20 protein-coding genes are annotated in these 25,768 nt (G+C 49.4%); 19 read left to right on the plus strand and 1 reads right to left on the minus strand.

Annotated elements, in window-relative coordinates:
* From GX659_02725 to GX659_02785, 13 genes are all read left to right on the plus strand, one after another.
* The coding region (locus GX659_02725; GenBank protein ID NLD27704.1) for a hypothetical protein at positions 1-504 on the plus strand (504 nt) is incomplete at its 5' end.
* Between the two features lie 95 nt (positions 505-599).
* Positions 600-2,504: an ATP-dependent metallopeptidase FtsH/Yme1/Tma family protein gene (locus tag GX659_02730; GenBank protein ID NLD27705.1), complete on the plus strand. Its 1,905-nt coding sequence runs from the start codon at positions 600-602 to the stop codon at positions 2,502-2,504.
* Positions 2,505-3,326 (plus strand): dihydropteroate synthase, encoded by an 822-nt coding sequence (gene folP / locus GX659_02735; GenBank protein ID NLD27706.1) that lies wholly within the window; start codon positions 2,505-2,507, stop codon positions 3,324-3,326.
* 98 nt (positions 3,327-3,424) lie between these two features.
* Positions 3,425-4,789: a phosphoglucosamine mutase gene (locus tag GX659_02740; protein NLD27707.1), complete on the plus strand. Its 1,365-nt coding sequence runs from the start codon at positions 3,425-3,427 to the stop codon at positions 4,787-4,789.
* Positions 4,790-4,808: 19 nt separating this feature from the next.
* Positions 4,809-5,537 (plus strand): pyridoxine 5'-phosphate synthase, encoded by a 729-nt coding sequence (locus tag GX659_02745; protein ID NLD27708.1) that lies wholly within the window; start codon positions 4,809-4,811, stop codon positions 5,535-5,537.
* A gap of 76 nt (positions 5,538-5,613) precedes the next feature.
* Positions 5,614-5,988 (plus strand): holo-ACP synthase, encoded by a 375-nt coding sequence (gene acpS / locus GX659_02750; GenBank protein NLD27709.1) that lies wholly within the window; start codon positions 5,614-5,616, stop codon positions 5,986-5,988.
* Positions 5,989-6,011: 23 nt separating this feature from the next.
* Positions 6,012-7,586 (plus strand): NAD(P)H-hydrate dehydratase, encoded by a 1,575-nt coding sequence (locus GX659_02755; protein ID NLD27710.1) that lies wholly within the window; start codon positions 6,012-6,014, stop codon positions 7,584-7,586.
* A 98-nt stretch (positions 7,587-7,684) separates the two neighbouring features.
* Complete coding sequence (gene tsaE / locus GX659_02760; GenBank protein NLD27711.1) at positions 7,685-8,131, plus strand: tRNA (adenosine(37)-N6)-threonylcarbamoyltransferase complex ATPase subunit type 1 TsaE; 447 nt, start codon at positions 7,685-7,687, stop codon at positions 8,129-8,131.
* A 57-nt stretch (positions 8,132-8,188) separates the two neighbouring features.
* Positions 8,189-9,565, plus strand: coding sequence for a dihydrolipoyl dehydrogenase (gene lpdA, locus GX659_02765; GenBank protein NLD27712.1), 1,377 nt, complete (start codon positions 8,189-8,191; stop codon positions 9,563-9,565).
* A 58-nt stretch (positions 9,566-9,623) separates the two neighbouring features.
* Positions 9,624-10,841 carry an aspartate kinase gene (locus GX659_02770; protein ID NLD27713.1) on the plus strand — a complete coding sequence of 406 codons (1,218 nt, stop codon included), beginning with the start codon at positions 9,624-9,626 and terminating at the stop codon, positions 10,839-10,841.
* Positions 10,842-11,129: 288 nt separating this feature from the next.
* Entirely contained in the window at positions 11,130-11,384 is a 255-nt protein-coding gene (locus GX659_02775) for a helix-turn-helix domain-containing protein (protein ID NLD27714.1), read from the plus strand.
* Positions 11,384-11,803: a type II toxin-antitoxin system death-on-curing family toxin gene (locus GX659_02780; GenBank protein NLD27715.1), complete on the plus strand. Its 420-nt coding sequence runs from the start codon at positions 11,384-11,386 to the stop codon at positions 11,801-11,803. Before GX659_02775 ends, GX659_02780 begins: the two co-directional genes overlap by 1 nt.
* A gap of 445 nt (positions 11,804-12,248) precedes the next feature.
* Positions 12,249-17,552 (plus strand): DUF4215 domain-containing protein, encoded by a 5,304-nt coding sequence (locus GX659_02785; protein ID NLD27716.1) that lies wholly within the window; start codon positions 12,249-12,251, stop codon positions 17,550-17,552.
* Between the two features lie 275 nt (positions 17,553-17,827).
* On the opposite strand, the gene GX659_02790 is transcribed toward GX659_02785, so the two are convergent.
* Positions 17,828-18,178, minus strand: a complete 351-nt coding sequence (locus GX659_02790) for a four helix bundle protein (protein NLD27717.1) — start codon at positions 18,176-18,178, stop codon at positions 17,828-17,830.
* An 85-nt stretch (positions 18,179-18,263) separates the two neighbouring features.
* Here GX659_02790 and GX659_02795 point away from each other — a divergent pair, with 85 nt between their 5' ends.
* From GX659_02795 to GX659_02820, 6 genes are all read left to right on the plus strand, one after another.
* Positions 18,264-18,599 (plus strand): four helix bundle protein, encoded by a 336-nt coding sequence (locus tag GX659_02795; GenBank protein ID NLD27718.1) that lies wholly within the window; start codon positions 18,264-18,266, stop codon positions 18,597-18,599.
* Positions 18,600-18,910: 311 nt separating this feature from the next.
* Entirely contained in the window at positions 18,911-20,233 is a 1,323-nt protein-coding gene (locus GX659_02800) for an OmpA family protein (GenBank protein ID NLD27719.1), read from the plus strand.
* Between the two features lie 226 nt (positions 20,234-20,459).
* Positions 20,460-22,601 carry an ATP-dependent DNA helicase RecG gene (gene recG, locus GX659_02805; protein NLD27720.1) on the plus strand — a complete coding sequence of 714 codons (2,142 nt, stop codon included), beginning with the start codon at positions 20,460-20,462 and terminating at the stop codon, positions 22,599-22,601.
* Between the two features lie 238 nt (positions 22,602-22,839).
* On the plus strand, positions 22,840-24,300 hold the full coding sequence (locus GX659_02810; protein ID NLD27721.1) for an ATP-binding protein: 1,461 nt from the start codon (positions 22,840-22,842) through the stop codon (positions 24,298-24,300).
* 152 nt (positions 24,301-24,452) lie between these two features.
* The gene (gene lipA / locus GX659_02815; GenBank protein NLD27722.1) at positions 24,453-25,319 is read left to right on the plus strand and encodes a lipoyl synthase; all 867 of its coding nucleotides are present in this window, start codon (positions 24,453-24,455) and stop codon (positions 25,317-25,319) included.
* Positions 25,320-25,321: 2 nt separating this feature from the next.
* A complete protein-coding gene (locus tag GX659_02820) occupies positions 25,322-25,747 on the plus strand; it encodes a hypothetical protein (GenBank protein NLD27723.1) in 426 nt (141 codons plus the stop codon).
* Positions 25,748-25,768 lie beyond the last annotated feature (21 nt).

Genomic DNA, 25,768 nt, shown 5'->3' on the forward strand with positions numbered 1-25,768 from the left:
GTTACGAGAAAAGAGATTTCGGCCTATGCGAAGGAACGAAAGATTGTATTCAGGCAGGATAAGAGCAATGATACTTTGAAATATTCTAGGAATGAGATCAGACATAAATTGCTTCCTGCTCTGGCGAAAATAAATCCTTCGGCAGCGGAAATGATATGGAGCCTCTCCATGAGACTCGCCGCCGATGCCGATGCTCTGACCGATGCTGCCGAGAAGGCCTTTCTCGTATGCGTAGCGCCAACAGCCGATCCTCTGTCGGTTGTTATAGATAAAAATTCTTATAAGAGTTTTCCTGAGGCGGTTAGGATTCGGATTCTAAGAGCAGCCTTCGAGAGGATAGCCGGGAGCAAAAAAGACCTCTCTTCAGACCATCTTTTGAAGATGGACTACATAGCCACTTCCGGCAGCGGATCCGGAAGCTACAGGCTTCCTTTTTCATGCAAATTCGTACGCACAGGGGACGTTTTGGAGCTATTTCGGGCCAAAACGACGCACGACAGGTGATTGATGCGAGCCGCCTTGCCTTGTCGGCTCCTTTCTAATATAGTCCGCGAAACTTTATGGAGGATAAGCAAATGGCCGTTCAGAAAAAACCCGGTATGAAACAGGCGCACAAGACGGTGGCGCTGTGGCTGGTTATAATTCTTTTGGTGCTCTCGGTGCTGCACATGATGAACCAGCCGGTTCAGACGGCCGAAAAGATCAGTTTCTCTGAATTTATGAAGGCGGCCCAGAATAATTCCATCGAGTCGGTCAGCATTCAGGAGGATGAATACAAAGGAAAGTTCAAATCCGATTATAAAACCGGCAGCCGCTTTGAGACGATAGGCCCGATCGACAGCGAGAGGGCGCTTTCCGTACTCGGCGCCAGCGACGCCAAGATCGATTACTTGAAGAAAAAGGAGACTCCATTTTGGCAGTCGATGCTTATCTCATGGCTTCCCATGCTCCTGCTTTTCGGATTTTTCTTTTTCTCCATGCGTCAGCTCCAGGCCGGGGGTGGCAAGGCGATGAGTTTTGGCAGAAGCAAGGCGAAGCTTATAGCCGACAACTTGAAACGTATAACCTTTGCCGATGTCGCCGGAGTGGACGAGGCAAAAGACGAGCTGCGTGAGATAATTGCCTTTTTGCGCGAGCCTAAAAAATTCACTATGCTTGGCGGAAGAATTCCCAAGGGAGTTCTTCTGATGGGTCCTCCGGGATCCGGTAAGACGCTTTTGGCCAGGGCGGTAGCGGGTGAGGCCGGCGTGCCTTTCTTTTCCATTTCCGGATCGGATTTTGTCGAGATGTTCGTCGGCGTCGGCGCCTCAAGGGTGCGCGATCTCTTCGAACAGGGAAAGAAGAATGCTCCATGCATCATCTTCATAGATGAGATCGATGCGGTGGGCAGGCATCGCGGCGCCGGCTTGGGCGGCGGGCACGATGAGAGGGAACAGACCCTCAACCAACTCCTCGTTGAGATGGACGGATTCGAGTCTAACGAGGGAGTCATAATAATGGCCGCCACTAACAGGCCCGATGTTCTCGATCCGGCTCTGCTTCGCCCCGGCAGATTCGATAGGAGGGTGATAGTTCCGCCGCCGGATGTCGGGGGGCGCGAAGCGATACTCAAGGTGCACGCAGCAAACAAGCCTCTGGCCGCGGACGTCAAACTTGAGATCATCGCGAAAGGAACGCCGGGTTTCTCAGGGGCGGATCTTGAAAATCTTGTCAATGAGGCGGCCCTTCTTGCCGCGCGAGCCTGTAAAAAGAAGATCGACATGTCTGATTTTGAAATAGCCAAGGACAAGGTCCTCATGGGCACGGAGAGAAAGAGCATGATCATCTCCGAGGAAGAAAAGAAGAACACGGCATATCACGAGGCAGGACATACCCTCGTCGCAAAATATCTCCCCGGCGCCGATCCGATACATAAAGTTACGATCATTCCGAGAGGGGCGGCCCTGGGCCTTACTCAACAGCTGCCTACCGACGACAGGTACACCCAGAACAAGAGGTTCTGCGAAAACAGCCTCGTACTTCTTATGGGCGGAAGGGCTGCCGAGGAACTCGTATTCAATCAGCCTACGACAGGGGCCGGAAACGATATCGAACGAGCCACCCACCTCGCCAGGAAGATGGTCTGCGAGTGGGGAATGAGCGAAAAACTGGGACCGCTTGCCTTCGGCAAAAAGGAGGAGGCGATATTCCTGGGCAGAGAGCTTTCCCGTCACTCCGATTACAGCGAGGAGACCGCGAGAGAAATAGACGGTGAGATTCGCCGCCTGGTGACTTCCAACTACGAAAAGGCGAAGAGCATAATATCGGAACACAGGGATCAGCTCGAAAGCCTGGCTCAGGCCCTTCTGAAACACGAATCCTTAAACGGCGAGCAGATCGACCAGGTCATGCGCGGTGAGGAGGTCGTCATCCAGCAACAAGAGATTCGCAGGGACATCCTCAAGGAACAGCAAGAAGAGGGAAAAGCGGTAAAGCAGAACCCCGCAGCCGACACATCTTTTTAAATGAAGATACGAAATCTGGAAATAGGCGCCGGTCCCATGCCAGCGATAATGGGGATCTTAAACGTAACCCCGGATTCCTTTTCGGATGGCGGTCTTCATTTTTTGCCTTCCGATGCGATCTCTCACGCCTTGAAGCTCATCGATGAAGGAGCGGATATAATCGATATAGGGGGCGAGTCGACCCGCCCCGGTTCATCCCCAGTTTCAGAGGATGAAGAGATCGACAGGGTAATTCCTATAATAGAAGGGCTAAGGAGTAGGTCCGAGATCCCCATATCAATAGATACGTCGAAATCCGCAGTTGCAAAGGCCGCCATCGAGGCAGGGGCCGACTTGATCAACGATATAAGCGCCGGTCGCTTCGACCCTGAAATATTTGAACTCGCGGCCCTGCATAAAAAACCGATTTGCCTCATGCATATGAAGGGTTTGCCCAAAAATATGCAGGATAACCCCCATTATGACGATCTTATCTTCGAAATTAGCGGTTTTTTGTCTGAAGCGGCCTCTTTTGCAATATCAAAGGGGGTCCCATCGGAGCTCATCATTCTCGATCCCGGGATAGGTTTTGGCAAGAGCGCCGACGATAACTTATCTATACTTCGCAATATCGGCTCCTTTAAATCTCTAGGTTTTCCTTTACTCATAGGTACATCAAATAAATCCTTTATTGGAAAGAAGTTAGGCTTGGATGTTAAAGATAGACTTGAAGCAAGCTTAGCGACGATTCCTGCTTGTATGAATGGCGGGGCCTCAATCTTGAGGATGCATGATGTAAAAGCAACAAAGCGCTTTTTGGATATGTACCTCCTACTGCAGTAACCCATATCGCACAAAACTTCTATTTGCTTGATATTTATGTAAATTTTTTGTACAAGCTCTCGCCTCTAAATTTATACGATTCTCAGGAACAGGGCGATATGGCAGAACTATCAAATAGAATCTTCGGCACGGATGGAATCAGGGGAAAGGCCAATTTTTATCCGATAGACTCCGAAACGGCGCTCGCCTTGGGGCGGGCCGTGGCATATCTCTTTAAAAACGGTACAAATCGTCATCGAATAGTCATCGGCAAGGATACCCGCTTATCGGGCTACATGATCGAGACTGCGCTTGCCTCCGGGATATGTTCGATGGGGGCGGATGTCATGCTAGTCGGACCTCTGCCGACCCCGGGGGTGGCATTCATATCCAGGAGCATGAGGGCGGATGCGGGAATAGTGATATCCGCTTCGCATAATCCATTCGACGATAACGGAATTAAGTTCTTCGACAGGGATGGGTTTAAGCTCAGCGATTCCATGGAGCTCGATATCGAGGAGTTGGTGAAAAGCGGGATTCCCCGCGAAAAATGGCCCAGCGGAAACCTGATAGGAAAGGCGCAGCGAATAGATGACGCTGGTGGCAGGTATATACAGTTCCTAAAGGACGTACTTTCTTACTCCATCTCATTGGATGGTTTTCGCATCGTGGTGGACTGCGGCAATGGCGCAGGCTATCGCGTCGCTCCCAGCGTATTTCAGGAGCTGGGAGCCGAAGTCATAGAGCTCGGGACTTCACCAGATGGCACCAACATCAATTGCGCTTGCGGTTCCATGCATCCGGAACGGATGTGCAACCTCGTTCGAAAGATGGGAGCCGATGCCGGAATCGCTCTGGATGGAGATGCTGACAGGGTTATCATGTGCGACGAGCATGGGAACATCGTCGATGGCGATGTCATCATGGCTCTTGCTGCAATAGACCTGAAGAAGCAGGGCAAACTGGCGAAAAACACCTTGGTCGCCACCATAATGAGCAATATGGCTCTGGATGGTGCGATGCGCGCTGAGGGTATAAATCTAATCAGGACGCGCGTCGGCGACAGACATGTAATATCCACGATGCGCGACAATGGCCTGAACCTGGGCGGCGAACAATCGGGGCATCTCATCTTTCTTGATCACAATACAACCGGAGACGGAATCGTCGGAGGCCTGAAGGTTCTTGCATCGATGGTTCGCTCCGGCAAGCCGCTTTCCGAGCTGGCGAGTGTTTTTGAGCCATACCCGCAGGTCAAAGTGGATGTGAACGTTTTGAAGAAGGTCGATCTTTCAGCTATTCCTCAGCTGCAAAAGGCCCTCGATAGTTACAGGGTGGAGCTCGGGAATTCCGGACGGCTGCTGCTGCGTTTTTCAGGAACTGAGAATATCGCCAGGGTTCTTGTGGAAGGACCCAATCGCGAGCGCATAAGGTGCATGGCAAGCGAGCTTGCGGGGCTGCTGACTGATCATCTCGCTAACTGATTCAACGGAGGAGCGCTTGATAAAATTAGGAGTAAATGTCGATCACGTTGCCACCTTAAGACAGGCTAGAGGGACCTCTTACCCCGACCCGATAGAAGCCGCACTCCTGGCAATAGAAGGGGGCGCCGACCAGATAACGATTCATCTGAGGGAAGACCGCAGGCATATTCAGGATCATGACCTGGTTCGAATGAAGTCATCCATAGATGTTCCCTTGAATCTGGAAATGGCCGCTGCAGATGACATCATCGCCGCCGCCGTCAAGATCAGACCCGATACCGTCACTCTGGTTCCGGAAAAGAGAAACGAGCTGACGACCGAAGGAGGTCTGGATGTGGTCTCTGCACCTTCCAAACTTAGCGAATGCGTATCAAAACTCAGAGATTCGGGGATTTTGGTCAGCATGTTCATAGATCCGGAGGCCTCTCAGGTCGATGCCTCGATCTCCATCGGAATAACCGCCGTCGAATTTCACACCGGTTCATTCTGTGATGCGGTGAATGAAATTCGCGCCTCTGCGGAATTGGAGCGCCTCCTCTTGGCATCCAGATACGCGGCATCGAAGGGGCTCAAGGTGTGTGCCGGTCATGGTCTCAATACAAAAAACACACCGACGGTGGTCAGGGCGATTCCCGAGATAGTTGAATACAATATTGGGCATTCGATTATAGCCAGATCCGTCTTTGTCGGGATGCGTGAGGCGGTAAGGGAGATGAAGGAAATTCTTTTTGCAGGCGGGAGGAAATAATTCTCGGGGGAATTGCCCGAAAGAGACCGCCGATTTTTGCCGGTTGTTCATCGAGGGTATAAAAACTGGGGGGAGAATGATTATCGGAATCGGAATTGATCTGGTTGACGTAAGAAGGTTCGAATCTATCATCTTCAGGTGGCGCGACAGGTTTCTAAAGAGGGTTTTTACCGACAAGGAAATCAAATACTGCAATACGAAGAAGCATCCTGCCCAGCGTTTTGCAGCCAGGTTCGCTGCGAAGCAGGCCTTCATCAAGGCCTTTTTCCCAAAGGGGCACAAGGGAATACGGATGCAGGATATCGAGATAGACCAGAAGGATTCGCGGCCGGTTATAAATCTTTACGGCATTGCAAAGGAGGCGGCCGATAAGGTCAAGGTCAGCGGCACTCACCTCATGCTTTCCCACGATGGCGATTATTGCATAGCCAATGTAGTTCTGGAATGGTGATCGATTCTCATCGAGATTTTAAAATGAAACTACTCTCCTCCTCACAGATGCGCTCGCTGGACGAAAGCGCTATAACCCAGCATCGGATTCCATCCATGGAACTCATGGAAAACGCTGGAAGGGCGCTCGCCGATGTAGCCGCAACCTCTCGTCCTTCCCGGGCAGCAGTCGTATGCGGCAGAGGGAATAACGGCGGTGATGGGCTCGTGGCTGCGAGGTATCTGATCGGCATGGGGATCGATGTAGCCGTCCTGATTCTGGCCTCGCCTCAGGAGCTCTCCCCCGACGCTAGGGCGAACTGGGAGAGGCTGGTGAGGATATCCACGAGGGTCTTCCCCTGTACGGATGCTTCGTATTTGAGCAGTCATGCCTCGATCTTGGCGGAGGCCGATCTCATCGTGGACGCTATTTTCGGAACAGGTCTCAGGGACGAAGTGAAGGGGATATCCCTTCATGCCATAGAGATGATCAACGCGATGAAGGGGCGAAAGTCGCGCGTGGTATCTGCCGATATCCCGTCGGGGCTTTCATCCGATACCGGCATGCCTCTGGGAGGATCCGTCGTTGCTGATGATACGGTTACATTTGCTCTGCCAAAACTCGGCCTTTGTCTCGGGAGGGGGTTGGAGTATTGCGGAAATATTCATGTCGTCGATATAGGTATTCCGCCGGAGGAGGCGGAGAAGATCCCTTCTAAATATTCTCTAATAGTCGGGGATGATGTGCGTCGTTCGTTTTTACCGAGAAGAATGAATTCCCATAAGGGGACCTTCGGACATGTGGCGATATTCGCCGGATCGCGAGCCAAGATCGGAGCGGGGTATCTCTCCTCGAGGGCGGCGCTGAGAAGCGGTTCCGGCCTCGTCACCTATGCGATGCCGGAAAGCGCCTTCGCATTTTTCGATTCGAATTATTCTGAGGTGATGTGCGAACCTCTTCCCGATAACGGTAAGGCATTTTTTTGTCATGAATCGCTGGATAAAGCGTTGCATCTTGCGCAGGACAAGAGCGCCGTCGCGATAGGTCCGGCGATCGGGACGGAGGAGGCGACGCGCGCTTTTCTCAACGCCTTTGTGAGGGATCTCAAAACCAGCTTGGTCATCGATGCCGACGGGCTGAACCTGCTCGATCTCTCTTCCCTCAGGATGAGGGGGGCGGCGACCGTTTTGACGCCGCATCCGGGGGAGATGGCCAGGCTCACCAAAAGCGATACCGGATTGGTCAATGCGAACAGGACGCAGGCGGCGATCTCTCTTGCGGCTTCCTGTGGGGCAATTGTGGTCCTCAAGGGGATGGGAACGGTAGTCGCTGCTCCCGATGGACGCTGTGCGATAAATCGAACCGGGAACTCAGGGATGGCATCGGCCGGAATGGGGGACGCACTCACAGGGATCATCCTCTCCCTTCTCGGTCAGGGGCTGGACCCATTCGATGCGGCCTGCGCCGGAGTTTTCGTTCATGGAATGGCCGGCGACTTTGCCGCTTCGGAAATAGGAGAGCGCGCGCTGATAACTTCCGATTTGATAAAAAATCTTCCGCGTGTTTTTTCGAGCATCGAAACTCATAGTCATTCCCGCGGAATAGAACTGGATCCCTGATAGAACCATTCGGGGATGACAATCATAGTGTCATTTCCGCGGTCTTAAGCCGCCGCTAACGCGGGGCAAACGGGAATCCCGTGGAATAGAAATACAAGATGATAAAACGAAAAACAAAATCTCCGGTAGAAACACAGGAATTTGCCGCCGAATTTTCGGCGCGTCTAAGGCCGGGGGACCTTGTCGCGCTCATCGGGGATCTTGGCGCAGGCAAGACCCATTTTGTCCAAGGGCTTGCAGCGGGTTTTTCCGTTCCGGAAAAAATCTACGTTCGCTCTCCTTCCTTTGCGTTGATAAACGAATATCTTGGCGGTCGCCTCCCTCTATACCATTTTGATTTTTACAGGCTTTCGGATCCCTCCGAAACAGAGGGGCTTGGAATGGAGGAATACTTTTACGGTGAAGGGGTAACGGCTGTCGAATGGGCCGATCATTTTCCTGAACTCATCCCCGCGTCCGCGTATTGGGTGGAATTTAAAATCCTCGGCGATAGGGAGAGGGAGATAACGATTACGGGAAAAGATGACGTCATTCCCTCGGAATAGAACTGGATCCCCGATTAAAGCACTCGGGGATGACGAACGCGTCGATAAGGAGGCACAATGTACGATCTCGCTGTAATAGGGGCCGGGCCCGGCGGTTACGTCGCCGCGATTTCAGCGGCTAAACATGGCGCAAAGGTTTTGCTCATTGAGCGCGAACAAGTTGGCGGCGTATGCCTCAACAGGGGCTGCATACCGACCAAGGCTTATATAGCCTCAGCCCACGCTCTTCACGCCATTCATAAATCCTCTGAATTCGGAATCGAACTCGCCGGAGCTGCGGCGATCAATTTCGCAAAAGCCAAGAGTCGCAAGGATGAAGTCGTCTCAACTCTTCGGGGCGGAATAGAGACCCTTCTCAAGGGAAACAAAATCGAGCTAGTCAGGGGAAGCGCAACCTTTGTGGATTCAGGGCTCAGGATCGGAGAGAGGGAGGTCGATGCGAAAAATATCATCATCGCCACGGGATCCGATTGGATCGATCTTCCAGGGATAAAGCGCGATGGCGAAAAAATAGTAACCAGCGACGAAGTTCTCGAATGGGACTCTCTCCCCAAAAGTTTGGCGATCATAGGTGGTGGAGTGGTCGGGTGTGAGTTCGCATGTATGCTTTCCGAAATGGGCGTCGCTGTGACCATAATCGAAGCGACTCCCTCTATCCTGCCCCCCGTCGAGGCCGGCATATCGCGCCTGCTCGCGCGTTCGATGAAATCCCGTGGAATAGAAATCCTGACATCCACCTTTGCCAACTCGGCATCTGTAACCGCCTCCGGCGTTTCGATATCCCTTTCAACCGGCAACTCCATAGAGGTTGAAAAAGTCATGGTGGCGGTCGGCAGGCGTCCTTTTGTCGAAGGGCTTTCGCTGGCATCGGCAGGAATCGAGACCGACGGGCGGGGCTATATCATCGTGGATGAAAATTTCATGACCAGGAGAAAGAATTGCTACGCTATCGGGGATGTCAAAGGGGGCTTCATGCTCGCGCATCAGGCCAGCGCGGAAGGGGAGGCGCTCTCGGAATATCTCTTTGGCGGCAGCGAAAGGCTTCGCGATATCGGTCCTATTCCAAAGCCGATCTTCACCTACCCGGAGGTAGCCTCCGTGGGATTGACTTCGGAAGAGTTGAAGCGCGACGGGATAAAATTTTCAACCGGAAGATTTCCGTATGCTGCGTGTGGCAAGGCGCTTTGCGACGGCGAAACGGAAGGACAGGTCCTTGTTCATGGAGATGAAGACGAAAAAGTTCTCGGCGTTCATGCCTTCGGCGAAGGTGCGACGCTTATGATAGCGGAGGCCGCGCTTGCCATGAAGGCCGGGCTCTCCGTAAGACAGATAGCGCAGACTGTTCACTCTCATCCGACCATCTCCGAAACGCTTGCAGAGGCCGCAGCCGACGTGTATGGCAGCGCAGTGCATAAGATGGGGAGGAAATCGTAGATGAACTGGATCCCCGATAAAAACGCTCGGGGATGACACACAGATTGGTCGGAGTAAAATGAATATTATCGTTCAAAAATATGGCGGGACATCGGTGGCGGATCTGGAAAAGATCCGCGCCATAGCCGGGCGAATCGCGAAACGCCGGGAGGATGGGGAGGGGATAGCGGTCGTCCTCTCCGCCATGGGGGATTCCACGGATCAACTCGTCGGGATGGCAAATGAAATATCAAAGGCACCGGATCCTTGCGCGATGGATCTCCTGCTTGCCACCGGCGAGCAAATTTCAATAGCGCTGATGGCAATGACTCTAAAGGAGCTGGGAGTGCCATGCGAAACCTTCATGGGCTTCGAGGCAGGTTTTTCCACCAGCGGCGATCACTGCAAGGCGAGGATAAGAAGGGTGGACCCCTCCGCGGTCAAGGCATCCATCGAATCCGGCAAAGTTGCAATAGTCGCCGGTTTTCAGGGGATTTCGGAGTCGAATGAAATCACGACGATAGGAAGAGGGGGCTCGGATACCACCGCGGTAGCGCTTGCGGCGGCGCTGGGCGCGGGCCGCTGCGAAATTTACACCGATGTCGATGGCGTCTTCACCGCGGATCCAAGCCTTTGCAAAGACGCAAAGCTTCTGGAAAAGAGCTCCTATGAAGAGATGATGGAACTCGCCGATGCCGGCGCCAAGGTTCTTCACAGCCGCTCTGTGGAGATAGCGGCGAAATACGGCGTGGTTCTGGAGGTTCGTTCCTCATCTACGGGAAGGCCCGGGACATCGCTAATCCCCGAAAGTGAAATTTCAGAGGGGAGTGTCATATCCGGGATATCTTGCAATCTAGATGAGGCGAAGGTCTCTATAAGGAAGGTTCCGGACAAAGTCGGAGTAACCGCGGCAATCTTCAAGCCGATTGCGAGGGCGGGGATAGATGTCGATCTCATCATCCAGACGGTTTCTGAGGAGGGCTTCACCGAGCTCAGCTTTACCGTCCCCAAGGAGGACCTTCGTCGCGCGATGACTCTGGCGGAGGTCGTCGCAAGGGAGGTCGATGCCGGCAAGGTAACCGCATCCGGCGATATCGCTAAAATCTCAATCGTCGGTTTGGGGATGCGCAGCCATGCCGGGGTCGCACACAGGATGTTCGATGCGCTCGCGCGGGAGGGGATATCCATCCAGATGATTGGTACCTCCGAGATCAAGGTCTCGGTGGTCATCGATATGCGCCGCGCAGAGGATGCCGTGAAGATACTTCACCGTGAATTTGGATTGGCGGACCGTTGACCTAAAAAACAGGTTGAGGCTGAGGTTAAGGTTAAGAAAAATCATTTTCGCTCAACCTTAACCTAAACCTTAACCTTTCGAATTTTTCGGTCGATGGTCAAAAACCGTGCGATAATACGATAGTGCAATAGTGCGATAAAAGCATGTCATCCCCGAGTGATGAGAAGGTTGTCATCCCCGAGTGGTGTAGTCGGGGATCCAGCAATAAGCGTGACTCGATATAAAAATAAAGATATATTAACTTGACTATGCAGGTTGATATATATTAACCTGCATAAAGAGGTTAATATGACCATCAAAAACTTCGTGTCGACGACGGAAGCCGCTAAAATCCTCGGAATAAGCACGGTAGCTGTCTTTAAAAAAATCAAGAATGGTCAGCTTCCAGCGCAGAGGGTCGGTAGAAATTATCTGATCGACATAAAAAACCTCGGTCTTAAAGATTCCAAGCCCAATAAAAAAACAAAAAAGCTGATCAGCGAAGCGGTGAAACGCGCGGTTTCTGAATATGGAGAAGCGTTGAAAAAACTGGGGGAAGAGTAGTGCATATACTTTCTCTTCAGGAAGTTCGCGATATAGCATTCGAGCTCGCCAGAGAGAGTATGGCATGGGACGAACCTATTCCGGATTTTGACACCCGATTTCCTAACGTCCTGGAAAGCTGTCTATCGGCACCTTTTCAAACCTTTGACAAAAAAAATCTTTACAAAGGGTTGCTCGAAAAGAGCGCAATACTTTTCTATCTCATGATAAAGAATCATCCCTTTGCAAATGGCAACAAACGCATAGCGGTTACAGCTCTGCTTGTTTTCTTGGCTCTAAATGGGAAATGGTTGGAGGTAAGCAATCAGGAACTGTATAATTTTGCGGTTTGGGTGGCAAGCAGCCCGCCGCAACTCATGAACGAAACCGCTGATGCTATAGAGGGTTTTCTGACAAAAAATATCGTCTGTTACAGTTGAAGGACTGGCAAATTGACCATGGACCATAGTGCGATAAAAGCCTGTCATCCCCGAGTGATTTTATCGGGGATCCCGTAACGACCGTGACTGGTGGAAAAACAGAGGCTAGAGGTGAGATGTTAGAAACTAGAAAAAAACGGGCTCGTAAAAATCTCGTTTCTCACTTCTAGATTCTAGCTTCTTGATGTCGGTCGATGGTCAATTGTCGGGTTTAGGATGCATATCCCTGAAAAGAGCTGTTGGCATATTCGTTCAGATATTGTTAGAATGGGCGCCATCATTATTTAAGATTCGGGGTCCCTTTTATGCGTCAGAAAACGGATGCGCGCCTTATCATAACGAGAATGCCTGTTTCGATTTTTTCGCGTAATCACTTGAAATTATTCATTATTAGCTAAATCGGCTTTGGCATATAGGTTGCAACGTTATACGCCTGGAGGTTCTTATGAAGAAAATAACCATACTAATTCTTTCCGTGATCGCGATCGCCGCGGCCTATCCGCTTTTCGCCGCACAGGATTTTGGGTTTTCCGATCCGATACCGGTCGTCGGGGATAACCCAAATGATCCAGGCGGGACGAGTGCTGTGAGGATGTATTTTTTCAATCATCCGGCATACACGGGGGACTCTAACTTCTCATCCTCATATGAGATCGATAAAAAAGTGAGCGATGTGATTGCAGTTCCGGGATCTGTTAGGATTGGAGAGCCTACTGCTATCTATTTACCCGCTTTTGGCTATGATAAGTCAAATATGCCGAAGTTAAAATCAACTTTAGGTTTAGGGCCTAGGAATTTGACTCTAAAGTTTGCTGAAGATAAGGAAATTACGCGTTATTTAGTGATGAGACCCTCCACCAAACCTAACCGACATGGAAGGTCAGTAGTGCTTGCAGATATCAGAAAAACGAAGTCAGGCGAATACCAATCACTTTCACTCGGAAATGACCGCCAATATATCGGCTATGCAGGCAACTATATTGCCCCATACTTGAGCGCTTCAGGGAAGAGCGATCATCCGGCATTATTTAAAAGTGCCAGCTCTGCTTACTTCAAATGGTGTTCCAGATCCAATAACATGGGTATCTACTTCGAATGTGCCGAAGAGGATACAATAGAAGAGATAGATGATATATTAGCGTACGACCTGGTTCCGCCTGTTGATGCCTCTTTGATGATAACCCCCGTTTTTGATCCATTGCAGATACATGTGGGCGGTACAACTGCTGAACGTGGGTACTTGCTGAAAAACGGCCAAAGCACCAAGGGTTTTTATGCACTGAACGCAGCTACTACGGGTGCAGAACAACGAAAAGGCGAATTTAGAAAAGGCGAATTTAACTTTGCCTTAATTTCTCCTCTAAGTTTCTTTTACAAAGGCAACTACGACAAATATCGTTTTTTGGGGTACTCAAGTCTTCAGGACTACGTGATAGACATGACAGCGTTTCCTGAGAACAACTCATCACTAGGGGGACTTAATCCAGAAGATTGGTTCGACTTACTCTATAAAAAGGTTGACGAACCTAAGGACTTTAGCTCAATTTTTATGTTGTATTCTTTAGGTTTAATAAATCTTCCCTATGCCACAGCTAACACTGTTTCGTCCGAGACACGTACCGCAGAATCACTACAGACGATCAGCGATATAATAGCGCCTGCCTACATCACCAACCCATGGTTTCCGGTGGCGGCCAACCCTGTGGCAGTTGTCAGGGATTCTAGCCAGGATGTAGCTACCCTTTATTACAACACACTCTTTAGTTGGAATGATTTTTTGCTTACCCCTTATGGGCGTCCGACAATTTTCAAGGACATGGATGTTCACAGAATGAAGGAACTCGTCGGTTTTAAAAAAACAGACGGATCCTTTACTTCTCTGGAAGACTGGTCTGGATATGAGTTCTTTTATCCGAGCAAGGTGGTAGTGCCGGTGGTGATATGGGGAGTCGGTGATGTAGATATTGCGCAGTATGAGACATCCAATCCATCTTCGATAATTACGCCGAAAACGGTAGCTCTCGTGGATTATGGCGCCTCCAGCCACCCTGGAATTTTCAATATGGCACATTTGCAGGACAGATCAAGAATTCCTAAAGACTATCTTCTTCTTCCCTCATCCATCGCTAACAATCGTGGCTTTGCCGGCATGATATACGTCATCGATAAAAATGACACGGAAAGCCAGCTTCATATGAAGAGTTGGAAATGGACCGAAGAACTAGGAAATGCTGACGATGTCAGAAAACGATTCGCCCTAAGGCCAAGAGAAGAAATATATACGGAAATTCCGTTCAGGGTTCCTTCCAAGGCTATTATGATTCCTCCCTATGATGGAGATCCAAACGTGGTCCCTTATCAACTTGCCACGGGAAACCTTGATGGAGATTCCTGTCAGGATATCGTGGTAAGTTATCGAAGCGCCGAGATGGTAACAGATATCCCAACTAAAAATTACACTGACTTTCACGTATCCTATCCAAACCTGTTCAGCATCATATTCAGGAGCCCGCTCAAAGATGGTAGCTGCCCATTTTCCACTAGTGATAAATATTGGGATCCTGATGGCATTACTGTTGTTCACAAAACTTTGCCGATTTTGGGTGGGAATACGGCCGGCAATGCCGCTGTTTCAGCGGTTTCAATAGGCAATTTCGTGGGAGAACTTGGAAATAAAAAAAGAAACGATATAGCCGTCGGAAACCTAAATCTCGAGAAGGACGCCGATGGCAATTTTGCCGGCTTTGTCTACGTCTTTGCGAATTCGGAAGATGACATTGATCGTACAACCGGAAAGCCGATCTTTAGTTCGCCAAACACAGGATATGACCCAACTACGGGCATTGGCGCCATCAGAATTAAGGCCGGTTTTAAATCTCATCCCGATAGCACAGATAAGTGGGGCGTGGGTTATTTGACGACTGACAGCGTTAGTGTTGAAGAATACGACAACATAGGTGCCATAAGCGGACTTCCGCTGATCCTCCCATCCCTGGCATGTCCAGTAAGCGGCAGCGATACAACCAGGGCAGTTAGCGTCCATGAAGGAATGCTCGCCACCCTATATGCGAGAATGAGTGAAAGCATAGGATGTGATGAGATAATATCAGCTAACGAAAATAATTTAAACCAAAGCTCATGCATGGACTCCACTCATAAAATGGAATACCCTTTTCAAAAATTCGGCATGCCATTGCCTCAGCGCTGTGCGCCCAGAGAAGGGGTATGTGGAGCTGGTCTTGTTGAAGAAGCAACTAATTACAAACTTCCGTTGTGGAGTGATATAGATTGCCCAACCCAATGCTCAAAATGGGAAAATCTATGCTTACTTAGCCAGATGGACCAAAATCTTACGTCATCTTCAGAACCTTATATGGGGCTTGGCGGAAATTTTTGTATGGTAAGAGATGACATTCATGGCCAACCTCTTAATCCAATGGCTTACCTTTGTATGCAGCAGCTAAATGCTGTGCGCGAGCCGGTGAATAAGCAAGACAGCTTTGCGTATTTAACCGACTTAGGCGGCATTGCCGATGGATCGCAGACGGAAAATGCATTCTATTATTTTGCGCCACTATTTCCGCCCGATGAAGAAACAAGTCTTAGTGTATATTCTACACTTTTTACTGGAAATAATCGCTATGCGCCAATTACGTTTATGGACAATTTGGTCAATGCGAGCAATGCTTGGACGTTCTATCTGCCATCTACGGCAAGTGCCCAGTATAATCCCACTTACCCAGAGCGTGTGCAACCGTTCCCAAGTGGCGCAGCCGGATGTTCCCTCTTACCTCCTTCTCAGCAGAACGTAGTCAGCCAGGATAGAGAGATGTCCGTGCCATTTGCATATGATTTTCTCGATCCAAAGATGCCGCTGGAGGATAACCCCCTGTTCAATAAAATAAGCCCTCCGAGCGGCTCTCAGGCCGAGACAACCTACTATCCCTCGACTATAGATTATAAAAAAATCCCCCTTATAAAGGGGCGTGAGATGCCGGGACCTAGGGAGATGACCGTGATACTGGGGGCCGCTGCGCCATGCGGCAATGGATCTGTAGATGTGTATCTTGGCGAGCAATGCGATCCTATTGCTGACGACCCAAGTTCCTCATGTAAGAGCTTGGGATTTGGAGATTCGAGCTCATGCAATGCAAATTGCATGTGTAGCGGATGTGGTGATGGTACGGTGGATTCGAATGCGGGAGAGGAATGCGATCTGGGTTCAGAGAATTTTTCAGATACCGATCGTGACGGATGTCGAACCGGATGCAAGTTGCACTCATGCGGTGATGAAGTGGTTGATTCCGACGAGCAGTGCGAAGGAAATCAGACGCAGGAAGGGTCACACTGCGATCCTGACAAATGCCAGTGGGTTTCAAATACCTGCGGAGATGGGATCTTTTCACAGGACGCGACTTACAGCGAAGAATGTGATTACTCAGCCGGTGAAGAGGGCGCCTGCAAAACTGCTGGTTTTGAATGTAGCCAAAGTTGCATATGTGAACCTATTTGCGGCGACAATATCGTAGCAGGCGCTGAGGTTTGCGATGGTACCGCCGGCTGTCAGTCAGGATACACCTGTAACGAAGAATGCAGCGTATGCGAAAAGGTGCCGGTCTGCGGCGATGGAACTGTCGACCCCGGGGAAACCTGCGGAGAGCTGGGGCTTTCATGTGCTGAAGGTTTTGAATGCATCGCCCAAGGGCAACCTAATGCCTGCACATGTACGCCGGTGCCGGACTCGTTTTCATCCGACTGCGAGGTGAAGTGCGTAAGCTTCGCAGACGAAGCGGAGAAGCTCTATTACGATTCACTTAACGAGACCTATTTCCGCGCTCCATCGGGAAGAAAGGACGATTTCTTCTGCCCGAACAACTCCGTCATCCAGATGTCCTGCCTTGTCGCAGATGCTGCATTCAACGGATCCGTCGGCCCTTGGATGATGGTCCAGAGCAAGGGAATGGTGCTGCATGACATGGCCAAGATCACATCATCGGATTTTCCGTTCGATGTCGTAGCCCCGCAGAGCCCGATTCGAATCGCTCCTCTCGCATCCTCCGCGAGCTCCGGCGGAAAAGCCGCTGCGGTCGTCCTCCCGAACCTGGCCTCGATTCGAGGGAATCTGGAGTTTTCAACCAGCGGAGTCTCGCCGATGGCGGCGACATCTGTGATGGAAAGCACGGCCGGCATAATGACGATCAACAACATGATAGAGCATCGTGCAGTCGCTCTAATGCCTTCGAGTTCAAAATCGCAGTCGAGGGATGCTGGCAAGGCTGCTGCGGCCCCTGCCGTACATTACACGAGGCTTCGGGCCTATCCGGAACCGACCCACACTACGATAGAGAGCTGGCCGAAGGATCTCGATCCTGAGAAGCTCTATGTCGAGAATCGGCTGAAACCGGATTATGTCAGGAGCATAATTGAAACTCGTAAAAAGGAAGGGGCAAAGGGAACCCGCGATATCGCCCTGGGAATTTCTGACGATGTCGGCATATACGAGATGTCGATATTGCAGGAGACCTATGGTGAAAAGAGCAGCGGCACTACGGCGGTCAACTATTCATTCTATGCTGGGCCCGTATCTTCGATCTCCGAAGGGGGCGCAGGATGCGGAAAGTGCTCGATATCCGAGAATTCTGGCTTCAATGCCAGGGCCGCCACACCTATATTGCTGGCAGTGCTGTTGTCGGCACTCGCCCTTGGCGCAGTAAGGGTGAGGGTTAGCGTGAGGTCGAAAAGGAAGTAGGGCGTTAAAATAGAAGTATCTTCTTCGGGGGAGATGTAATCGCTTCGTGCGGCCGTGTCCCCCGAGTTTTTTCAGGCATTCTTAAAATCGACCATGGACAATTGGCCTCTGTTTTTTCCAGTCACGGCTGTTGCTGGAGGGGGTCGAATCCTGATCGCTGATCCCTGATCTTTGATCAGCATTTTGTAAGATTAGCTTATATTCGAAAACATCCTTATTAAGATTAAGATCAGGATCAAGATTAAGATGAAGATTAAGATTAAGAGGAAGATTAATCAAAATATCGGATTAAATTTTTTCATATTGATGATCATAGCATAAGCCCTGCGAAGCAGCGTTTTTAGTTCTTCCTGATACTTGGCGGATATATATCCATAAGCCGATAGGATATCGATGATCGAGGCGACCTCGGCTATTGAGCCTGGGGAGATATCGAAAAACCGATTTCTGTCTTTTTGGGACTTTCTGCCATTTCCTTCCGCTAAGTTAAGCAGGGTGCTGGAAAGGGCTCGTTTAAGCTGATCCTCCAGATAGTAATTTCCCCTTGGAAGAGATCCTATTAGCTCTGGCATTCTTTTTGCGACCGAAAGCAAAAGTCCGTAGCAGTTAAGCCGCTGATGATTCATTTAAAACCTCCTCCTTGTGATTTTAATTTCAAAACCTCCCGACCGGCTGAGAGGTTTTGAAATTAAAATCACAGATGGAGGGGTTATGTTCGGACATCAGCGGCTTTACTGCTACAATCTTTGCCTTGGGGTGGCAAAAAGGATGCCAGAGCTAATCGGATCATGGCCATCGGGGTCAGGATATCTCGTGGATCAGCTTAAACGGGCCCTTTCGAGCGTTATACTGAATATCGCTGAAGGAAATGGTAGAAAGTCGATAAAGGAGAGAAGACGGTTTTTCGATATCGCGATAGGTTCTGCTGCCGAAGTATCCTCTATCTTCGATGTCGCCAGAGCTTATGGATATATCACCGAGCCAGTCTATGAGGAGCTTCAGTCGGAGCTGCTTCAGGTGGTGAGGATGCTATACAAGCTGAAGTAATCCTCGAATCCTGATCCCTAATCCCTGATCTTTGATCAGCATTTTGTAAGATTAGCTTATATTCGAAAACATCCTTATTAAGATTAAGATCAGGATCAAGATTAAGATTCGGGGATGACACCATGAATGTCATTCCCGCATGCTGTAAGCCGCCGCTAACGCGGGGCAAACGGGAATCCCTTGCCAATCGTTCAGCAGTTACGAGTCACCAGTCACAGCTTTTTACCCAATAATCTCTTGTAATCATTGACTTCTTTCTTTTTCTCAATAAGATCACCGCAAATTCAAGAAGTTAAAGCGGGGGAGGAAAAATGGCGAAAGTACGAGTCGTGTTGGTTCTTGCAGTGGCGGTTTTTGCGGCCGTCCTCTTTATCTCAAAAGCGGTCGAAGCGGGACACAGCCCGGATGTGGTGACCTTCAACCCGGTCACGGATGGCGGAAAGTACAACGTCATCCACCAGTCGAAAACCTTGCCACAGTGGGGATTCAACGTCGGAATGACCTTCGATTATGCCTACGAGCCGTATGAAAAAGCCACCGCCGCCGGAACGAGGATAATCGGGATAGTTGACGACCTCATGATGACCAACGTCCACGGGGCTATCGGCTGGACCGACTGGTGGTCGATGGGCGCAAATCTTCCTGTCGCGATTTGGCAAACCTGGTTTGATCCAAACCTTCCCATTGCCACCGTGCAAAAGGAGAACAAATACGGAAAACTCGGCGATGCGCGCCTCGAGATGAAATTTCGCCTTCTCGACATCGAAAGACACCACGTCGGCTTGGCGCTGGTTCCCTATATGTATTTTCCAACCGGACATTGGCAGACCTATCTCGGCAACGATATGTGGAGCCCCGGCGGAACTCTGGTTTTCGATGCCGATATAAAGAACCGCGTCTTTCTCTCTCTGAACGTCGGTTACAGGATGTATAAATATGTCCGTTACGATACGACAAACCCGAATGCGTTTCTTGATGACACCCTCAGCATGGGGGGAGGGATAAATGTCAGAATCAATGACACCTGGGCAATCACCGGTGAGGCATGGAGCGAGTCAGTCATAAAATCCCTCTTCAAGAACCAGCTTCAGAATCCCTCGGAGTTTTTGGTCGGGACCAAAATCACTCCGCAAGGTGCGGCGAAGGGGTTGGGAATCACAGTCGGCGGAGGAAGGGCGATCACTACCGGCATAGGCGATCCTGATTTTCGCGTCCTGGTCGGCGTAAACTATCGCTACGATCGTGAGCCGCCGCCGCCGCCGCCAGTTGAAGTTGAAGCAGCGGTAGAAGAAAAGATCATCATCACCCAGAAGATTCACTTCGAGTTCAACAAGGCCGTCATAAGGCCAGTTTCTTATCCAATTCTCGACGATGTCGTGATGTTGCTGCAGCAGAATCCGCAGCTGGGGCTTATCCGTGTTGAAGGCCACACCGACTGGATCGGGAACGATGCCTACAACCAGCGGCTGTCGGAAAAGAGGGCGAACTCCGTCCGCGAGTATCTGATCAGCAAGGGGATAGAGCCGTACAGGCTTCAGGCTGTCGGATATGGCGAGTCCAGGCCGATCGCCGACAACAATACCACAAAGGGGCGCGCCCGCAATAGGCGAACGGAATTTACGGTCGTGCAGTAAATTTCAAGAAGCAAACTAACTTCGACCATGGACAATTGACCTCTGTTTTTCCCAGTCACGCTTGTTACGGGATCCCCGATAGAACCATTCGGGGATGACGACCTTTTCGACACTCGGGGATGACAATCACGCCGTCATTCCCGCGGTTTTAAGCCGCCGCTAACGCGGGGTTCCGACTGTTTCTTAACCTTGATTTTCACTGAAAAATCGATTCTACCTGGCCAGGATGGCTAATAAATTCACAGAACGGGCTCCACTTGCGACCCCTGTGCAGTACGTAAAAGGGGTTGGTCCGGTCTTGGCAGGGAAGCTCCTCAAGATGGGGATCTTGACCGTTGGAGATCTCCTCGCGGTAACTCCCATCAGATATCTTGACCGCAGGAATCTCATCAAGATTTCAGAACTCACTCCCGGGAAGGATCGAACGATCGCCGGCGAGATAGTGAGAAGCAATATAGCTTTTATGGGACGGCGTAAAAAAAGAATTTATGAACTGGTTGTCGATGACGGCACCGGCAAGGTCTCCGCGAAATTTTTTCATTTCAGGCAGAGCTATTTCGAAGATCGTTACAGGGTTGGAAGCCGGATTCTGCTATCCGGAGAGGCGAGCGCATTTTCGCAGCGCCTGCAATTCATCCATCCGGAAACGGAAATTCTGGGGGAAGGGGATGATGCCGCCTCGATAGGAAGAATAATCCCGGTTTATCCCCTGACCGAGGGACTCTACCAAAAGACCATGCGCAAGATAATCAGAAATGCATGGGACAGATTCAACGGGCACATAAAGCCGATCTTCCCAGAAAAATTTACCGAAAAATTCAATTTGGCCGATCCTTGGAAGTGCCTTCAGGAGATGCATTTCCCGTCGAACGATCTCGACCCGGAGCTGCTTACCATAGGGCGTTCGATAGCGCACAGGACGCTTATATTCGACGAGTTTTTCTTTCTGGAACTTGGGCTGGCGCTTCGAAGAAAAAATCATTCGGTGAAACCGGGGATCGCGTTTCCAAGGAATGATGAAATTCACAGCAAATTCATATCATCTCTGCCTTTCGAACTTACGGCGGCTCAGAAGAGGGTGACAGACGAAATATTCAACGACATGAGTTCCCCAAGGCCGATGAACCGGCTCCTGCAGGGGGACGTCGGCAGCGGCAAGACGGTCGTGGCCCTCATTGCCGCCCTCAGGGCGATATCGGCGGGATATCAGGCTGCGATAATGGCCCCAACAGAAATTCTGGCGGAACAGCATTTTTTGACGATAGATCGCTTCGCTAAAAACGGCGGATTCAACTATGCGCTTTTGACCAGCTCGGTGAAGGGCTTCGAGCGGGAAAAAATTATCGCAGGCCTCGCAGACGGATCGATATCGCTTGCGGTTGGAACGCATGCGCTGATTCAGGAAGGGGTTAAATTTCAAAAGCTTGGCTTTATAACGGTGGACGAGCAGCACAGATTCGGCGTCATGCAGCGCGCTGAGATCAGGGATAAGGGTTCTCCTGAAAACGCCGATCGCGGCTGGCCGGACATACTCATAATGACTGCGACTCCTATACCGAGGACGCTGGCGATGACTCTCTACGGAGACCTCGATGTTTCGGTGATAGATGAACTTCCAAAGGGAAGAAAGCCGATTGTTACTCGCTTATACGAGGAGCATAATCGAAAGAAGCTCTATGACGGTATGCTGCATGAATTGAAAAGCGGCAGACAGGTGTACGTAGTCTATCCTCTTATAGAGGAGAGCGAAAAGGTCGATCTGAAAAATGCGACCGACATGTCAAAGGAAATTGCGCGCATCTTCGAACCGCAGTTTAAAGTTGAGCTGCTCCACGGGAGGATGGCTGGCGAGCGCAAAGAGGAGATCATGCGCGCATTCAAGGAAAATCGCGTTCATATTCTTGTGGCGACTTCGGTCGTAGAAGTTGGCGTCGATGTTCCCAACGCATCGGTGATGGTGATCGAACACGCCGAGCGCTTCGGCCTTTCGCAGCTCCATCAGCTGCGCGGTCGCGTCGGTCGCAGCGAGCACCAGTCCTATTGCATATTGATGACCAATTACAGGAGAACCGAGGAGTCGGGGACCAGGCTCGCCGTTATGCTTGAGACGACCGACGGCTTCAAAATCGCGGAGGAGGATCTCGCTATAAGGGGGCCCGGGGAATTTCTCGGCACGAGACAGTCCGGACTTCCACCATTTAGAATTGCAAACCTTGCGCGCGATGTTGGAATACTGTCGCAGGCGAGGCAGGCGGCTTTCGATTTGATAGCCGCCGACCCCAAACTTTCAGCTGCGGAAAATTTGCGGATAAAAGAAGTTCTGCTGTCGCGCTGGGCTGGAAGGATGAATCTGGCGGATATATCGTGACAGCCGTGACTCGTAACTGGTGAACGGTTGGAACCCCGCGGTAGCGGCGGCTTAATGCCGCGGGAATGACATTCATAGTGTCATCCCCGAATGACGAGAAGGTCGTCATCCCCAGTGTAAACAGAGATCTTGTTGTAACATGCTGAAATTAAACGATAAATCTGCATTATAAGCTTGTTATATGGTATGATATGTTAGTAATTGATTTTTTTACAGTATTATAATATAGTAGTGATCTATGAGCGAACAAGTTCAAATCTATCTTAATAACCAAATATCTAAAATACCTGCGTTTTTAGACGCTTATCTCCATGATCGCAGCGGTAAATTATATGCAAAACGCCATCTTTTTGACCGTGTAATGAGCCGTGTGAACAATTTTCTACAAAATCGTTCTGAGGTGAGATTTATTGGCATTTCAGGGCTTAGAGGGGTTGGCAAGACCACCTTGCTCGCTCAACTGTCTAAAGAAATTATCTCAAAATACCCAAAGGATTTTCTTTATTTGACGATGGATGAGGTGACAGGAGTCCTTCAGAGCGATTTGTTGGAAGTTCTAACGGAATATGAAAAAATTATAGGTTGTTCTTTCGAAGAAATTAAACGGCCTGTTTTTATTTTTATTGATGAAGTTCATTTTGATGAAAAATGGACGCTGGCATTGAAAACTATTTACGATAAATCTAAACATATATTTGTTATATGTACAGGCTCGTCCGCGCTTTCTTTGCGCGCGACTCCAGATCTTGCAAGAAGAATCTTATTTGAAAAACTTTATCCGATGAAATTTTCAGAATATATTTTTCTTAAAAATCACGACGATATTGTTTTAAATCAAAAAAAGTTAAATGGTAGTGTGTCAAACGACTTGAGCGCAAAGATTGTTCAGGCTTTGTTGTACAGTCCAAGCGGAAAATCTTGTTATGAATCTTTTTTGAAGCTTGAAAAGGATATTAAAGAGTTTTGGTATGGGTTGAACGCTTTGGAAATGGAAAGATTCCTAAAATTTGGCAATCTGCCTTTTGCATTAAAAGAAACAGAGGAATTCGATTGTTTAAAATTGATTTTAGAAATTATCGACAGGATTGTTGAAAAGGATATTCCAGCACTAGGAAAGTTTAAAATTGAAACTTTGTCTCGAGCAAAAAATATTCTTTTAATGTTGGCTTCCGGTGACGAAACTAGTTTTACGAGTTTTGCCAAAAGTTTAAATAATATTTCAATAATCACTCTTCAAGATTTGTTTGATGCGTTTGAAAAAGCTGAGATTTTGTTTCGTGTTTATCCCTATGGTTCGGCTTTTAAAAAGGTGAGAAAGCCGTCCAAGTATCTCTTTATGTCTCCATCCCTTCGTTATGCATTGCTTAGTGTCGTAGAGGGGCGCAATGCTTATTTAACCCATAAAGGAAAATATTTGGAAGATGTTGTGTGTATGACATTAATTTCAAGCGCTGAGGATATTATTGTGAAATCCCTTTTTTACGATAGCTCAAAAGGTGGCGCTGATTTTATTATAAAAATTGGAGATAAAAAAATTGTATTAGAGGTCGGTTTTGGGGAAAAAGGTAATGATCAAATTTTATATACGATGAGAAGGACGAAGGCGAATTATGGGGTTTTAATATCAGAAACAGAATTAAATTTTGATAGTGAGAACAATATCGTAAAAATACCGCTGCAAACGTTTTTAAGCATATAATTTGAACAGCCGTGACTGGTGAGACAAGAAGGTCGTCATCACCGAATGGTTCTATCGGGGATCCCGCAACGACCGTGACTTGTGACTAGTGACTCGTAACTGGTGAACGGTTGGAACGGGATCCCGCAACAACAGTAGTGAGTGATACGCATATGAATAAACTAACGCACACACGACTTCCCGAATGGCTCAAGAATCGCTGTGGAAATGTCGCATCGACTCATGATTTGAAATCGCGCCTGCGAAAAAGAGGGCTCCGTACCGTATGCGAAGCTGCCAAATGCCCCAATATTGGAGAATGCTTCGAGCGTGGGACGGCGACATTCATGATAATGGGCGATCTCTGCACGAGAAACTGCAGGTTTTGCAATGTAAAGCATGGGCTGCCGCAGCCTCTCGATCGGGAGGAACCTGTGCGGGTTGCTGCGGAAATTTCAGAACTAAAACTTCGTCATGCGGTGATCACATCGGTCACGCGCGATGACCTTCCGGACGGCGGAGCAGCGCACTTTCGCAAAACTATCGAGGCCATCCGTTCGCATTCTCCTAAAACTACTATAGAAGTTCTCACACCAGATTTCGAGGGGCGTGAAAAGGAGATATCCGAGGTTTGTTCCGCTGCTCCGCAGATATTCAACCACAATATTGAAACCGTAGAGCGCCTCACGCCATCCATAAGAAGCATGGCAAGCTACCGAAGGTCGCTCTCCGTCCTTGAATTCGCAAAGAGGAATTATCCTGACATTCTGGTGAAGAGCGGAATCATCGTAGGTCTTGGTGAACGCCGGGAGGAAATACTTGAGACTCTAGCCGATCTGAAAACGCTTGGCTGCGATATAGTCACAATCGGCCAGTATTTGAGGCCTTCCAGGAAAGCGATTGCTGTCCACGAATATCTCGAACCGGAATATTTTACAAAACTGGAAGAAGATGGCAAAAAGCTCGGGTTTAAATATATATTTGCGGGTCCTCTGGTGAGAAGTTCATATATGGCGGAAATGGTTTTAAAGGAGTTCTAAAAATGGTCACTGTCGAAAAATCGATACTCATAGGATCCCCGCGCGAAAAGGTCTTTGATGTAATATCGGCCTTTGAAGAGTACCCCGAATTTTTGGATGAAGTTACAAGGGCGAAAATAATCAAAAAATCGCCCAAGGGATCAACCGCTCAGTTTACGATGAACGTGATGCAGGAGGTTTCCTACACCTTGAAATTCTCCTCCGATAAACCTGAGAAACTTTCATGGAGCTTTATCGAGGGAGACAAACTTCTAAAGGATAACCGCGGTTGGTGGGGGCTTAAATCTAAAAACAGGAAGGCTACTGAACTTACCTATCACATAGACCTCGAGTTTTCTATCTGGCTTCCGGAGTCGATGGTTTTGGGGTTGCTTTCCGAACACGTCGAGAAGATGCTGGCAAAAGTCAAGGCGCGGGTGGAAAAATGACAGCCTCTTCACCACTCACCA

Source organism: Myxococcales bacterium (assembly GCA_012513515.1).
In the GTDB taxonomy this organism is placed as follows: Bacteria; UBA10199; UBA10199; order 2-02-FULL-44-16; family JAAZCA01; genus JAAZCA01.

Bases quoted from the DNA above. Each gene is read 5' to 3' on its own strand.
- recG (NLD27720.1), top strand. From the start codon at position 20,460: ATGGCTAATAAATTCACAGAACGGGCTCCACTTGCGACCCCTGTGCAG.
- GX659_02820 (NLD27723.1), top strand. From the start codon at position 25,322: ATGGTCACTGTCGAAAAATCGATACTCATAGGATCCCCGCGCGAAAAG.
- lpdA (NLD27712.1), top strand. From the start codon at position 8,189: ATGTACGATCTCGCTGTAATAGGGGCCGGGCCCGGCGGTTACGTCGCC.
- GX659_02770 (NLD27713.1), top strand. From the start codon at position 9,624: ATGAATATTATCGTTCAAAAATATGGCGGGACATCGGTGGCGGATCTG.
- GX659_02795 (NLD27718.1), top strand. From the start codon at position 18,264: ATGTTCGGACATCAGCGGCTTTACTGCTACAATCTTTGCCTTGGGGTG.
- GX659_02755 (NLD27710.1), top strand. From the start codon at position 6,012: ATGAAACTACTCTCCTCCTCACAGATGCGCTCGCTGGACGAAAGCGCT.
- tsaE (NLD27711.1), top strand. From the start codon at position 7,685: ATGATAAAACGAAAAACAAAATCTCCGGTAGAAACACAGGAATTTGCC.
- GX659_02800 (NLD27719.1), top strand. From the start codon at position 18,911: ATGGCGAAAGTACGAGTCGTGTTGGTTCTTGCAGTGGCGGTTTTTGCG.
- GX659_02775 (NLD27714.1), top strand. From the start codon at position 11,130: ATGACCATCAAAAACTTCGTGTCGACGACGGAAGCCGCTAAAATCCTC.
- GX659_02790 (NLD27717.1), bottom strand. From the start codon at position 18,178: ATGAATCATCAGCGGCTTAACTGCTACGGACTTTTGCTTTCGGTCGCA.
- GX659_02740 (NLD27707.1), top strand. From the start codon at position 3,425: ATGGCAGAACTATCAAATAGAATCTTCGGCACGGATGGAATCAGGGGA.
- acpS (NLD27709.1), top strand. From the start codon at position 5,614: ATGATTATCGGAATCGGAATTGATCTGGTTGACGTAAGAAGGTTCGAA.
- GX659_02785 (NLD27716.1), top strand. From the start codon at position 12,249: ATGAAGAAAATAACCATACTAATTCTTTCCGTGATCGCGATCGCCGCG.
- folP (NLD27706.1), top strand. From the start codon at position 2,505: ATGAAGATACGAAATCTGGAAATAGGCGCCGGTCCCATGCCAGCGATA.
- GX659_02730 (NLD27705.1), top strand. From the start codon at position 600: ATGAAACAGGCGCACAAGACGGTGGCGCTGTGGCTGGTTATAATTCTT.
- lipA (NLD27722.1), top strand. From the start codon at position 24,453: ATGAATAAACTAACGCACACACGACTTCCCGAATGGCTCAAGAATCGC.
- GX659_02810 (NLD27721.1), top strand. From the start codon at position 22,840: ATGAGCGAACAAGTTCAAATCTATCTTAATAACCAAATATCTAAAATA.